Here is a 14,596-nt window from a genome sequence, read left to right as displayed (position 1 = left end):
CACCTTTCTTTCTTTGTTTCTTTTTCCTTAGTTTATAAATACCCTTTTCTCCTTTTTAATAATCACCGTTAGGAGGCACTTCTTATGCAGCCTGGCTTTAAAGCAAACATTTTTTGTGGGGTTTCTTTTGTGAAGCCGCGAAAGAAGACAGGATTTTTTTATAAAATATCACTTTTTTGGTTTAAAGCGCTAAAAACATGTTAGAATAGATTTCATATTGATTTGAAGCACTAGGTGCACACATTTAGTCACATACTAAAAAAGACTAAATAAATTTAATGATAAAAGGTAAAGGTAATGTCTTCATAAACTTATCATGGAAGTAGATTTATAAATAACGAAGAAAAAAGGAGGAACGGGTGATTACTTTTATCCAGTTCATATAAGCTTTTTTACGTAAGGATGTGTAAATGATGAAAAATAAGTACATGCTGTCAGCTTCAGGTATGTATATTAACTACTTTCTACTTGGCATGGTCAATATCATGCTTGCATCAAATATGTCATTTTTGACAAAACAATTAAATACCGACGGTGCTGGAATCAGCTATATCATTTCTGCTATCGGAATTGGAAAATTGCTTTCATATTCTGTATCAGGCATCTTGTCTGATAAATTCGGACGAAAGAGCCTTTGATTATTGTTTCATCTCTGACGATGGCTATTTTTTTAATTGGCATTCCATTATCGCCAAATTATCAAACAGCCTTTATCTTTGCTATTATCGCTGGTATTGCAAACTCTGCTATGGATGCTGGAACGTATCCTGCTTTGATTGAGGTCTTTCCTAAATCTTCAGGTTCAGCCAGTGTTCTTGTAAAAGCATTTATTTCAGCAGGAGCAGCGCTTCTGCCGTTTATGATTGCCTTTTTTGCAGATCATGATTTTTTTTATGGGTATGCTTTTTTCTTCCTGCTCTTATTTATTTACTAAATATGATCTTTATGTTCAAACTGCCTTTTCCCAATCATAAACGCGAACAGAGTACAGTTCAACAGCAAAATACAGGAGAGAATAAATTTATCTCTGCTCCTAAAATGAAACAAGAAGGAATTGCTCTTATTGTGATTGGATTTACTTCTACAGCGCTTTTTACGGTGGCTCAAATTTGGCTCCCTACTTATGGTCAACAAGTATTAGGTATGGCTGAAAGCAGCTCCGTCCGCCTTTTAAGCTACTACAGCATCGGAGCTTTAATCTCTGTTTTAGTATTAGCTGTATTATTAAGCAAAGTGCTTCGTCCTGTAACGGTTATTCTCGTTTACCCGATGATTACCCTTATAGCCGTACTTACGCTTCTTTTTGTTAAAGTACCTGCTATTGCAATTGCAGCTGCTTTTTTCATGGGATTTTCTACGGCTGGGGTCTTTCAATTAGCGATTACTGTTATGACCGAGCTTTTCTGGAACAAAAAAGGAACGGTTACTGGAATTGTAGCGACAGCTGCTGGATTAGCTGCTATTTTATTGCCTTTAGCAACAGGGCTCATGTCTAAAACGGGACATATTTCAATTATCTTTATTTTTGATGCGATGCTTTCAGTAGTAGGTATGGCAGCGGCAGCTTTTGTTAATTACCGCTACCGCAAAATTTTAAATAAAAATCGCAGCGAACAAATTCAAGAAACAGCATCATAAAAAAAGAGGCTGGACATACCGAAATGAATCTCCCCCAAAGACGAACAATCTGGATACATGATCTGGACTGCTTGCTCGACCGCTGTTGCTTTCCGTGCAAGGCTTCACTTTCCGCGGGCGGCCGATGAGCCTCCTCGTCGCTTGCGCTCCTGCGGAGTCTCATCTGTTCCGCTGTTTCCGCAGGAGTCTTCGCCTTGCCCTCCAACCAACAGCTAAAAGCACCTGCGTTCATCATGATTAAAAAAAACACGAACTATTTATCCATTTTTGATAGATAGTTCGTGTTTTAATTTAATGAAACTACTTTTTTTTCACCCTCTTCTTAACTTTTCTTTTCAACTCATTTCCTCAGCTGATTTTTGCTTCATAAACAGGAACATCACACCTGAAATAACCGCGAAAACAGCTAAAATGTAAAAAGTAGAAGGCAGCGGAATCACGCTGACTAGCGACCCCATAGCTAAGCTGCTGACAACTGCTGAAGTTTGTATAGCCGTCATATATGCCGTTGTGGCTAGTCCAATTTGACGCGGAGCCAGTGACTGAGCATACACCATTCCCACTCCCATTGTAGCGGACAGAATAAAAGCATAAAATACTTGAAGCACAATTAACCCACTCAGCGGTAAATGAAGACTCGTTAAAATAAAATAAAGAACTTGGCAAGCTATTCCAATAACAAAGAATCGTTTAACTCCAATCTTATCAGAAAAATAGCCTCCTAATGGCATAAATACTAGCTCAAAAACAGATGTTACGGTAAAGAGAATACCTACAATTGAAACGGATTGCTTTAACGTATCTGTTACATACAGCGGCAAATACATAGAACGACCGGAATCCCCCGCAAAAATGAAAAGAGCTGCTACGAATACAGCTATTAATACAGAAGGTATACCAGCTGGCGCTTTTGAAGATGCATGAGCTGAAGTTTGAGGCATACTGTCTTCTTTAAGCGCAAAAAGAACCCACCCTAAAGTTGCTAGCGATAACAACCCTGATAATAAAAATAAAAGAGTATACCCTCCGTGGTCAATAATTAAAGCGCCAAGCATCGGTCCAAAAATATAGCCTTGTGAAAAAGCCATTCGCACGGTACCAGTAATCGTACCTGCCTGCGATTTGCTTTCTTGCTTTTTAACAATAAAATCATTCAGCAGGGCAAAGAAAAAAGAAAACGCATTAAACCCTCCTATAGCAAGTAAAATGAGTGCTATTGTATAAGAATGCGTAAACGCTAACGGCACTCTTGAAATGGTTCCAATCAGTAACGCCCAAATAATAAATGGCTTTCGTTTCCCCCATTTGTCTGATAACGAAGCTAAATAAAACGATACGATTAAACCAATAATGCTCATTGGCACAAATAAAAATCCTGCTTGAAAAGAAGTGGCATGCAATGTATTTGTTGCCCAAACCGTTAAATAAGGCATAAAGCCGCCAACAGATAATCCAATAATAAATAATGAAATAAAAATCGTTCGAAAATCCCGGTCTGTAAATACAATCTTTATGCCTGATACAAACGAATTTTCTGTTTTCGACATAAACTCATTTCAACCCTTTCTATCCAGCTGTCAAACGTTCAATTTCCGCAAAAAAATGCACCTTTCTTCAAGAAAAATTAGAAGAAAGGTGTGTAAATGAAGGTTATTTTCCAATTTGTACTGCAATTTTTTCTTTTTGTTCTTCTTTGCTGATAAATTCTTTGAATTTAGTTAAAAGAGGTGCTTTTAATTCTTCATCTTTTAATGCAAAAGCAAGAGTCGTAAAAATAAAATCTAATTTTTCCCCTGCATCATAACGTTCGCCTTCGAATTCGTAAGCGTAAATAGAACGGTCTATATTCATGCGCTGAATAGCATCCGTTAGCTGAATTTCCCCGCCTTTTCCAGCTTCCTGCGTTTCCAGATAATCAAAAATGTCAGGTGTAAATACATAGCGTCCAATAATCCCCAAATTAGACGGTGCTTCTTCAGCTGATGGCTTTTCTACAAAACCATTCACTTCGTATAACCGGTTTTTATTTACTTTTGGATCTATAATCCCGTAACGGTGAACGGATTCTTCCTCTACGCGCTGCACGCCGATAACTGATGATCCCGTTTGGTTATACTGGTCAACCAGCTGTTTTAAGCAAGGCTGGTCTGGATCTGTTAAGTCATCTCCAAGTAAAACTGCAAACGGTTCGTTTCCAATAAACTGTCGAGCACAGCCAATCGCATGGCCAAGGCCCTTCATTTCTTTTTGACGAACGTAATGAATATTCGCTAGTTCAGAGATATGCTCCATTTCTTCTAATAGTTCGGTCTTTCCTTTTTGATGAAGTAAGTGTTCCAGTTGAATATTATGGTCAAAATGATTTTCAATTGCTTGTTTCCCGTTTCCTGTAACAATTAAAATATCTTCAATTCCTGATTTTAAGGCTTCTTCTACAATGAATTGAATGACGGGCTTATTTACAATTGGAAGCATTTCTTTTGGGATAGATTTTGTAACAGGTAAAAAACGAGTACCTAACCCTGCTGCTGGTATAACTGCTTTTTTTATAGTCTGCATATTATTTACTCCTCTCTGTTAGTTATCTAGCTGCCTTATATCTATTACGCTTTAACAGGCACCATCTTGAAAATTTCTTTCACTCCTTGCTTGTATCCTCCCGCTGAGCGAAGTGATTCTCCAATTTGTTGTGCATGCTGTTTATATGTGTGAGTAGTTAAAACGTCGTTAACTGTATTTTTGATTAGCTCAGCAGATACATTATTTTTATCTAATTTTACACCTGCTCCTAACTTCTGCACACGATCGCCAACCATAAATTGATCCACTGCCATTGGAATAACGACAAGCGGCGTATCGTAATATAAACCTTCACTGCTGCTGTTCATTCCGCCGTGAGTAATAAATAAATCAGCACGTTTTAAAATTTCTAGCTGCGGTACGTATTGTTTCACAACGAAGTTTTCTGGAATGTGTGCTAATTCTTCAGTTTTTGTATTTTTACCAATAGATAAAATAACTTTACCCTCAAAATCTTTTAATGCTTCTACACATAAGTTATAGATTTCTAGCTGCTGATTAAAAATAGTTCCCATAGAAACAAAAATAATTTTTTCATTTTCATTCTGTAAGTAAGAAGGATCTTCAACATCTAGTCGTTTAACAATTGAAGGGCCAATAAACTTGTACTCACTCGTAAATTCAGATACGTTTGGCTGAAAGAATTCTGACGTAAATACTAACGTAATATCCCCTGGATTCGACATAATGTCCATGGAATCTTTTAACTCAGTATTATATTGGTTGTTAAACTTATTTAATGATTTTTCGAATTGAGGATAAAAGGAAGATTGGTCAGGTTCTGTTTGACCACTTGGCATCATACAAGTTGCTAACTCCTTATTTAACGCAAATGTCGTACAAAGAGAAACCTTTGGAAGCTGAAGAAGGTCAGCCACAGCGGACCCTGCTAAAAGGTGATAATCATAAAGTACATAATCATATGTTTCATGTTTCGTTTCACTCATAATTTTAGTAATAATATTTTCAGATTCATTTAAAAACAAATTCATTATTTCATAGCGGTCATAAGACTCCTCTTTGGTCATCCGGTTGCTCATATCAAGACTTGGACGAAAATCTTCGTATTCACGAAATTCCGCGCCTGATTTTCGAATTTTTTCAGCATAGTCTTCAATGCCGTAATAGACGACCTTTTCCCCTTGAGCCATCAATTCTTTTACAATTCCTAAAGAAGGGTTCACATGCCCTTCACCTGGAAAGCTTATTACTAATACATTTCCCATAACATTCATTCCTTTCACTTAGTTAATAATTAATTTACTTAATTGTTTATTTAGTAAATTTATTGTATAGAAACTGAATTTACTATAAATTATCTTTATCGTAAAGTCATTAAGCGTTTTCAACTAAAAAAAGGTTAAATAGGCTCATTTTGGCATATAGTTATAAATTAACTCAAGAAAAACAAATACTGTAAAATTTATCTCGTTTGTAAATAGATGTATGCGCTTCATTATGATACAAATCAAAAACACACCTCGCTAAAATCAAGCAAGAGGTGTGTTTTTGATTTAAAAGTTGTATAACTCCCATATATCTGAGGTTTCTGAACCAATATACCAGGCTGCCGCCCCACCTAAATGATAGTCATTAATTAATTTAACCCGGCGCTGCATAGATGCTTTGTCTTCGAGCCATATTTGATGCTTCGTACCATTTTCCGTGTATTCTACATAGTACTGTGAGGCTTGGCTATCCCATTTTTTAGTTAACTTTTTAGAAGAGATAACCGCTTCGGCTTCTTTCATCGTTAAGTCTTTTGTGACAACTTTTTTGGTCGATAGATCCGTTTTCCATTCTCGCGTATAAAAAGGAACTCCCAGCAGGATTTTGTGTGCAGGTACATCTTTCATAAGAAGTTGTGTGCCTTCTTTCACCCAAGGCAGTGAAGCAACAGATCCTGGAACTTGACTTCCTCCCCAGTGTTCTTCATATCCCATCATAATGACATAGTCTGCCACTTGACCAATCTGTTTCCTATCAAAGCTTCCCGACCAAAACGGATCCTTATTTTCTCTTGTTACGTCTACTGAAATTGTCATACCATGAGGTTTTAACGCTGCTTTTAATTCTTTAATAAATAAAACAAAATCTTGTTTGTTTTTGATATTAATATTTTCAAAGTCAACATTGATCCCATCGCTGTTTGTTTTTACTAGCGAACTTTCTATTGACGATACAAGCTTTTGCCGCTTTGCTTTGTTACTTAGCACATCGCTTGTAAGCACATCATCAAAATTGTTACCAATAAGCGGCCAGACTTTTTTGCCGTTTTTATGAGCCGTTTGAACATATGATTCATTTATAGAAGATGAAACAACTTTGTCATTCGACGTCAGCGTAAACCAACGAGGTGAAACAACGTCTAAATTCTTTTGCTTCATCGATTCTGTGTAGCCTGCTGTTTTTTCATTAAAGCTCCAACCCATAACTACAGGCTGATGCTTCTTTTGCGCTAAATCAGATTTTTTGATCCAGCCCTTTTTCCCTTCCAAAAGCTGTACTTGTACATAGTAATCAGGAATAATAAGCATTTGTCCAGGCTTAATATTTGTTGAGGATAGCTGATTTAACTTTGTTAATTCATTCGCTTTTACACCGTACTTTACGGAGATTTTCCAAAGCGTATCTCCTGATACTACTTTATGTAACAAGCCTTTTGGTGGTATTTTCAGCGTTTGCCCTGGAATCAGCTCCGTCTTTTTTAGCTGATTTTGTTTTATTAGATCACTGACTGTTACACCGTATTGGTTAGCTAGTAGCCATAGTGTATTTCCCGGCACTACCGTATGAGTAGTAACTTGAGCTGCATCTCCAGCTTCAGATGAAATGACAGGAAATTCTTCTCCTTTTTTCACTGTCTGCATAACAGAAGAATGTAAGGAAGGAGAACGATATACGTTTACGTTATCACCTTTGACAGTGCCCACTGAAGAAGCAGCGGCTCCTTTACTCATCGGGGCCAATCCTCCACTGAAAAGACAGAGAATAATCAGGCTCATATATATTTTCTTCATTTTATAATCTCGCCTCCCCACTTTTTGACATCACCTGTCTAGTTTACTACTCCTATAAGATAGAATCCTAGAGGTACATTGTGGTAAAGAAACGTCTGGGTATACGTAAAACTCAAATAAAAAAGCTTACCGTCCGATGACGATAAGCTTTCGTTTCTTATGCATTTCCCCCTACATTTTGATCCTTAATATCCATATCAATTGTATTAGCGGTACTGGCACTGCTTGTAATATTCATAAAATTCCCTGTGTTCCCGCTACCAGAACCGACTGTGGTAAAAGCTGTACTTTTTGGCTTAATAGCCAGACAATCACCAAACTCCACTGAAGATGAAACCAATACATTCGAGATATTTACGGCTCCTACTACCGATGGCATCTGCCTCTCCTCCTGTTCATTATCTGTCTGCTATATGATATGAGCAGAAGGCCAAAAAGTAGCTTTTTCATCTTTTTAATTTTATTAAGGATCAATTCGTTTATACCTTGATTCTGCAAACATATATACTCCGTATGCCATAAACCCGATTGATACGATAGCCAGCAGTACAGACCCAAAAGGACGCTGTGCTACTTCAGCAAGGGCTCCATCTAACCCTTTCGTTTCGTCTGGATCCGCTTGAAGAGCCGTGCGAATAAGAAAGAAACCAATAATGCCAAAGACGATACTTCGAGCAATAATACCTGCTTTTCCAATATGCCCGCTCCATCGCCACTCTTCTTTTGACATTTCGTTTTTCTTTAGTTTTTTCAGGAAGCGTCCTGAAAGAGCCCAATATACTTGTCCAATCCCAAAGATAATAACACCGATACCTGTAAGCGCAATGATGGTTTGTCCAAAGGGATAAGATAACAACTTGGCTGATACCGTTTGATAATGCTTACCTGACGTATGAACGTGAGCATGAAGCAAAATTTTTACCGAGCTCACACAAAGGCTAATATAAAACGTGGCTACAACTAAATAGCCTAAACGAGTAAAAACGCCTTTTACCCCATGCCTAACGTGGTGAGGATCAAAAATAGCAGAAATGATTTGCCAAAACGCATATCCACTTAAACCTACTGCCAAAACAATTAAAATTAAAAATCCAAACGGCTGCTTTGCAATTGTGTGTAGGGCTCCTTGAGAAGTAACTAAATCGCCTTTTAATCCGAAAGCTGCCTGAATCGCTAATATACCGATGATAAAATAGACCACACCTTGAGCCACATGACCAAACCGTGAAAAACGCACGACAAATGGCTTAGTACGTTCTTTTAAGCGATGTAACTTTCGACCAAACGTATCTTTTTTAACAAATGGAGATTCACCCATACGTTTCCTCCTGCTTTTTGAAAACAAACTTTATTTTATAAAACACCTGAAAATAAGCGTGCAAATGACTCTTTCGAACGTTCTACTAAGCTTCGCTTGTAAAATGCTACTGGTTTGATCAAATGACTGTCTTCAATATCTTCTTCGTAATTTTTGATGAGCGTTTGAATCGTCTCTCCCTCAATTAAAAATGCATTAACTTCAAAGTTCAGATGAAAACTTCTCATATCCATATTTGCAGTACCGACCGAAGCCATATCTCCGTCTATAATCACAATTTTTTGATGCAAAAACCCTTTTCTGTACGAATATACTTCAATTCCACATCGAAGAAGTTCAGCAAAATATGATCTCGTTCCATATTGAGTCAGAAAGCCATCATTAATTTCTGGTACCATAATTCGTACCTCTACACCTTTTCTAGCCGCAATACGAAGGGCGGTTCTTATGGCTTCATTTGGAACAAAATAAGGAGTTGAAATCCAGATTGATTTCGTCGCGCTTGTAATCATAGTATAGTAATAATCACTCATATTTTCCTGCGTATCCGGCCCTGTCGCCACCACTTGCACAAACCCTTCTCCTTTGACAGGATGAGGCTTTGTATATGCTTCATCGTTAATTAAGCATTCTCCAGAAACGTATTCCCAATCGAACATAAAGATCGAATGCAAGGTTTGAACAGATTCTCCTTTTAGCATCAGATGAGTATCTCTCCAAAAACCAATTTTTTTGTTTTTCCCTAGATACTCATCCCCAACATTTAATCCCCCTACAAAACCTACTTCCCCGTCAATTACGACTATTTTACGGTGGTTTCGAAAGTTGAATTTTTGATTGAAAAATCCATACTTAATAGGTAAGAAAGGATGCACTTTAATATTCGCTTTTTTCATTCGTTTAATATCTGAACCCGATAGTGTAAAACTTCCCATTGTATCGAATGTAAAGCGCACTTCTATACCTTCGCTTGCTTTTTTTATTAAAATATCAATGATTTCTTTTCCTAGAGAATCTGAGTGAAACATATAGTATTCCATATGAATAAAATGTTTTGCTGATTGCAAATGCTTTTTGATTTCATTAAACGTTTCTTGCCCGTTCTTAAGGACATAGGTTTTTGTATGAACATTCATCTTCGTCAAAGATACACATTGAAGATACTGAGCAAAGTAACGCTGATGCGATTGAAGCGGCGATAGATCAGGCGTCGTTTCTTTATCTGCCATCTTTCTAAGCATCTCTCGGTTATGCATACGCTTTTTTTTGAACATATGCCCCTTTAAATAGAGCTGTCCTGAATACAAATAAAAGAAAAAGCCTGCAACAGGAAAGAAAAAGAGGACATACATCCAAACCAACGTACTTTCAGGCGTTCGATTTTCAAGCATAAGTGAATACATACAAATGAAAATGATGACACCATACAATCCAACTAAGGCATACTTCCAATGAACATCAATAGAGGTAAAAAAGAAAGCATAAATGGAAAGTAAAATAATAAATAAAAAAATAAAGTCCAACCGGCGTTTTTTCATAAAAGCTCTCCTAAAAACAAACTGTATTGTATCACTTGTCTATCTTTCATATGAGGTAGTATATGGAATACACAGAATTCTTATCATGCATGCTACATAAAATGTACCTATATTTGCACAAAAAGCAGTTTAGCCGCTTAAGCAACTAAACTGAACTACCTCAGACAAGCATCATTCATATACCTATACCCTGGATGGTAAAACAAAAAACCTCCTTACGGGGAGGTTTTTTCACTGGTTTTTCACGCATGACGATGCCTTTTTACGAGTTGGTATAACCCGACTCTTTTTCTTTTTTAGGCCAAACGAAATTAGAAAGAGATAATAAGAAATCAATTCCTACAATAACCGTCCAAAATTCCACTACATTTTGCAGCATGTTGGTTTTTCCATTTGGTACTATATACATCATCGCCGCTAAAAGAGTTGCCCCAATAGCGTAAGCAACAAGATGCTGTATCCATGACTTAAAATAATGCTTTGCATATTCTTTTCCATAGCGCCTACGAGGTTTTTCTCCGCTTTTCATCACATAATATTGAAAGCGTTCGTCTGCCCATTGAATCATACTTTTTCCAAAAGCGATCGAAATTCCAATATACACGGCTGCAATAGCGTGAGCATAGGTCGCTGTAGCACCTCCGTAAAGGTCTACGTTCGTCACAATCAGAAGAACAAAATCAACAACAGGTGTTAGAGCTAAAATAAAAAAACTGAGCTTTTGTTTTTTAAACATATACCTTGTTGCTAATCCTAAAATGATGACTATCCAAAAAGTGATTTCACATGCAATAATCATCCAGGCTATTAAATTCAAATAATCCCCTCTCTTCCTCTCGTCTAACGAATAGACAATAGGTTTTAAATAAAAAATTTTATGCGCAAGTTTATTTTTATGTACATACATCCTGCTTCATAACCTTACGGCTTATTCCATCCTCAGCTGAGTTCTAAGATTCATTGAACCGCATTTTCTAGGCGAATCTTTTAAATCGATATCTATAATACTCCCAGCTCATTCCTGCCCCGACTCCAATCGAATAAGCTAGTATATCGCTCCATAAGAAGCCATACCCCAGAATGAGCCCTCCTAGCGCAGTCTTTCTTATGTCATCAATCCACCGAGCGTGATACAGCTGTGTAAATTCAATGAAGTAGCAAAACACTATAGCAAACATACCAATCATTTTTGTCTTCCATGCAGGAAACAAAAAACCCGCACTGACAAAAATCATTAAGGCCCATAACGAATCTCCCGCATATATATTTACGATGTGAGGAAGATACGCGGTAAGTTTTCTTGATAAAAGGCCTGCTCCCATGATAACAATAGCTAGAAGCAGATATCCCCATCTATTTCTTTTATTCATTTCAAACTCCTTTTTTCTTCTTAAATGCTCCGTAACAATAAGCCTTCACTGTATAATTTTATCAGAACCGCAGACTGTTAAATACCGCTTTTTTTCATTTTTTACAGCTTCCCCCTACGTATATATGACAACTGTCATAGTTTCTATATGACACGTATGTCTTAAATAGTCAGAAAAATCCCTTTATAATGAGGGTAATATACGGTGATGAAAGGAATTTCATATGACTATACAAAAACAAAAGAATTTACGAAAACAAGTTGCACCTTTTGAAAAAGCAGTAATGAAAGACAGTATAAGACAATTGATCAATACTTTTTTACCTTTTTTCACACTGTGGTTTCTCGCTTATGAGAGTCTTTCAATTTCTTATTTTTTAGCATTTCCGCTAACTGTTATCGCAGCAGGATTTTTAGTAAGAATATTCATTATTTTTCATGACTGTTGTCACTACTCTTTCTTTAAGAGTAGACAACACAATAAAATTCTCGGAACAATTACCGGTGTCTTAACGATGTTCCCTTACAGCCAATGGGGACATAGCCATGCAATTCACCATGCAACAAGCAGCAACTTAGATAAAAGAGGTACGGGTGACATTTGGGTATTAACCGTAACAGAATATAAAGAAGCTTCTATTTGGAAAAAAATCGCTTACCGTATCTATCGCAACCCGTTCATTATGTTCGGCGTGGGACCTATATATGTATTTTTGATTACAAACCGATTCAATCAAAAAAATGCGAAGAAAAAAGAAAGAATGAATACGTACCTTACAAACGTATTGATCGTTGCATTAGCAGCAGCGACCTGCTGGTTAGTAGGTTGGCAGGCGTTCCTATTAATTCAAGGACCGATTTTCTTCATTTCAGGTTCAATTGGAATTTGGCTGTTTTATGTACAGCATCAGTTTGAAGATTCTTATTTTGAAGAAGATGAGCACTGGGATTATGTAAAAGCAGCCGTTGAAGGAAGTTCATTTTACAAGCTTCCAAAACTATTGCAATGGCTAACAGGCAATATTGGGTTTCACCATGTACATCATTTAAGCCCAAGAGTGCCCAACTATAAGCTTGAAGCTGTTCATCAACACACACAGCCTCTTCAGAATGTACCAACCATTACACTCGCAACAAGTCTTCGCTCTCTTCGATTCCGTCTATGGGATGAAGAAAACAAAATGTTTGTGAGCTTTAAAGAAATAAAAACACGCTCAACTGCACCAAAAGCAAGCAGAATTTCATCTCAAACAAAAGCAGAACTTTAATAAAACAAAACAGTCAAGCTTTCAAAAGCTTGACTGTTTTATCTATCCGTCTAAACTTATTTCATTCTACTTTGTGGTAAACTAATAGTATATTTTAACAAGTAAACGAGGTTCTTTATGAAAAAATATACGTTTTTCCAAAAAATCACTGGGCTATCTCCTTACATATGGACGGTATTTGCCATTTTACCATTTTATTTTATCTTACAGTCTTCATCCATGAATCACATTATTGTTGGTTCGTTACTTACCATCTTATTTTTTATTTTCTATCGTTTTGCATTTGTTTCAACAGACAAGTCCGTTTACGTATGGACGGCTTTGTTAATCGTTATTTCCTTAGCCCTAACAACTATTTTTAATTATATTTACTTCGCCTTTTACTTTGCTTTCTTTATCGCTTATTTTATTGGAAATATCCAAAAACGGCTCGCTTTCTTTACTTTGTATGCTGTTCATTTAATTAGCACCGTTATTTCGGTAAACTTTAACGTTGTTATGCAAGAAGAGATCTTTTTAAAACAGCTGCCTTTCATTTTTGTAATTTCCATCAGTGTGATTGTACTGCCATTTAGCATTTATAATCGGAAGAAGCGAGACCGGCTGGAAGAACAGCTTGAAGATGCAAATAAACGTATTTCTGAGCTTGTAAAACAAGAAGAACGCCAGCGGATAGCTCGCGATCTGCACGATACGTTAGGACAAAAGCTGTCTCTTATCGGTCTAAAAAGTGATTTAGCAAGAAAACTTATTACAAAAGATCCTGAAAAAGCAAAATCAGAATTAAAAGATGTCCAGCAAACAGCGCGCACGGCTCTTAATGAAGTGAGAAACATGGTTTCTCAAATGCGTGGAATCCGCCTCAGTGAAGAACTAAAACGCGTTCAAGAGCTTTTAGAAGCTGCCGAAATTAAGTTTGTAGGAGAAGAGGCCATTTCATTAGAGAATGTGTCTTTGCTCATTGAAAATATTCTTAGCATGTGCTTAAAAGAAGCAGTAACCAATGTGGTCAAACATAGTCAAGCCACCGTTTGCACGATTACTTTACATCAGTCTGCAAAAGAAGTAGGCATAACGGTAGAAGACAATGGAGTTGGTATTAATACGAAAAAAACCTGCTGGAAAGGAAACGGTCTTTTAGGAATGAAAGAACGGCTGGAGTTTGTAAACGGTCATCTTGATATCTCCAGTCAAGGGGGGACGATTATTCATATTACAGTTCCAAACATCGTTAAACATATTAAGGAGGAACAATTATGATTCGAATTGTCATTGCCGAAGATCAGCAAATGATGTTAGGGGCTTTAGGCTCTTTGTTAAATTTAGAAGATGACATGGAAGTTGTCGGAAAAGCTTCAAATGGGGAACAAGCGGTATCACTTGCTAAGCAGCACCAGCCAGATATATGCGTAATGGATATCGAGATGCCTCTTAAAACTGGGCTTGAAGCTGCAGAGGAACTGAAAGATTTAAACTGCAAAGTCATCATTTTGACAACGTTCGCTCGCTCCGGCTATTTTCAAAGAGCTTTGAAAGCAGGCGTAAGCGGATATTTGCTAAAAGATAGTCCAAGTGAAGAACTCGCAAATTCCATTCGAAGCGTGATGGCAGGCAGACGCCTCTATGCTCCAGAATTAGTGGATGACTTATATAGTGAATCTACCAGTCCTCTTACAGCTAGAGAGAAAGAAGTATTAGCTCTAGTAGCTGATGGAAAAAACACAAAAGAAATTGCTGACGAACTATCTATTAAGACTGGAACGGTGCGCAATTATATTTCTACCATTCTGGACAAACTCGAAGTAAAGAACCGCATTGAAGCCATTACTCGCTTTAAGGAAAAAGGCTGGTTCAAATGAAAAAAG

At 37.1% G+C, this 14,596-nt stretch carries 12 protein-coding genes and 1 pseudogene; 4 read left to right on the top strand and 9 right to left on the bottom strand.

Annotated elements, in window-relative coordinates; translation table 11 throughout:
* Positions 1 to 413: 413 nt before the first annotated feature.
* Positions 414 to 1,638: pseudogene (locus Q5794_RS07910) on the top strand (MFS transporter).
* 335 nt (positions 1,639 to 1,973) lie between these two features.
* Here Q5794_RS07910 and Q5794_RS07905 read toward each other — a convergent pair.
* The 9 genes from Q5794_RS07905 to Q5794_RS07865 form a co-directional block, all read right to left on the bottom strand.
* On the bottom strand, positions 1,974 to 3,185 hold the full coding sequence (locus Q5794_RS07905) for a sugar efflux transporter (protein WP_374988949.1): 1,212 nt from the start codon (positions 3,183 to 3,185) through the stop codon (positions 1,974 to 1,976).
* Positions 3,186 to 3,288: 103 nt separating this feature from the next.
* Positions 3,289 to 4,197 (bottom strand): UTP--glucose-1-phosphate uridylyltransferase GalU, encoded by a 909-nt coding sequence (galU, locus tag Q5794_RS07900; RefSeq protein WP_374988948.1) that lies wholly within the window; start codon positions 4,195 to 4,197, stop codon positions 3,289 to 3,291.
* Between the two features lie 44 nt (positions 4,198 to 4,241).
* Positions 4,242 to 5,444 (bottom strand): macrolide family glycosyltransferase, encoded by a 1,203-nt coding sequence (locus tag Q5794_RS07895; protein ID WP_214985712.1) that lies wholly within the window; start codon positions 5,442 to 5,444, stop codon positions 4,242 to 4,244.
* Positions 5,445 to 5,732: 288 nt separating this feature from the next.
* Positions 5,733 to 7,178 carry a glycosyl hydrolase family 18 protein gene (locus Q5794_RS07890; RefSeq protein ID WP_374988947.1) on the bottom strand — a complete coding sequence of 482 codons (1,446 nt, stop codon included), beginning with the start codon at positions 7,176 to 7,178 and terminating at the stop codon, positions 5,733 to 5,735.
* Positions 7,179 to 7,395: 217 nt separating this feature from the next.
* The gene (locus Q5794_RS07885) at positions 7,396 to 7,617 is read right to left on the bottom strand and encodes a spore germination protein (RefSeq protein ID WP_214985708.1); all 222 of its coding nucleotides are present in this window, start codon (positions 7,615 to 7,617) and stop codon (positions 7,396 to 7,398) included.
* Between the two features lie 84 nt (positions 7,618 to 7,701).
* Positions 7,702 to 8,556 (bottom strand): DUF1206 domain-containing protein, encoded by an 855-nt coding sequence (locus Q5794_RS07880; RefSeq protein ID WP_214985707.1) that lies wholly within the window; start codon positions 8,554 to 8,556, stop codon positions 7,702 to 7,704.
* A 35-nt stretch (positions 8,557 to 8,591) separates the two neighbouring features.
* Entirely contained in the window at positions 8,592 to 10,094 is a 1,503-nt protein-coding gene (gene cls, locus Q5794_RS07875) for a cardiolipin synthase (RefSeq protein WP_192997597.1), read from the bottom strand.
* A 262-nt stretch (positions 10,095 to 10,356) separates the two neighbouring features.
* Positions 10,357 to 10,911, bottom strand: a complete 555-nt coding sequence (locus Q5794_RS07870; RefSeq protein WP_192997598.1) for a hypothetical protein — start codon at positions 10,909 to 10,911, stop codon at positions 10,357 to 10,359.
* Positions 10,912 to 11,068: 157 nt separating this feature from the next.
* Entirely contained in the window at positions 11,069 to 11,464 is a 396-nt protein-coding gene (locus Q5794_RS07865) for a DUF2809 domain-containing protein (protein ID WP_214985705.1), read from the bottom strand.
* 223 nt (positions 11,465 to 11,687) lie between these two features.
* Between Q5794_RS07865 and Q5794_RS07860 the strand changes: the two genes are divergently transcribed.
* From Q5794_RS07860 to Q5794_RS07850, 3 genes are all read left to right on the top strand, one after another.
* Positions 11,688 to 12,731 (top strand): fatty acid desaturase, encoded by a 1,044-nt coding sequence (locus Q5794_RS07860; protein ID WP_057238485.1) that lies wholly within the window; start codon positions 11,688 to 11,690, stop codon positions 12,729 to 12,731.
* Positions 12,732 to 12,848: 117 nt separating this feature from the next.
* Entirely contained in the window at positions 12,849 to 13,991 is a 1,143-nt protein-coding gene (locus Q5794_RS07855; protein ID WP_013056198.1) for a sensor histidine kinase, read from the top strand.
* A complete protein-coding gene (locus Q5794_RS07850; RefSeq protein ID WP_013056197.1) occupies positions 13,988 to 14,590 on the top strand; it encodes a response regulator transcription factor in 603 nt (200 codons plus the stop codon). The genes Q5794_RS07855 and Q5794_RS07850 overlap by 4 nt, the downstream gene beginning before the upstream one ends.
* The last annotated feature ends 6 nt before the right edge of the window (positions 14,591 to 14,596 follow it).

It is taken from the genome of Priestia megaterium (genome assembly GCF_041941685.1).
GTDB lineage: Bacteria > Bacillota > Bacilli > Bacillales > Bacillaceae_H > Priestia > Priestia megaterium_C.
This window is presented reverse-complemented; position numbering and strand designations above follow the sequence as displayed.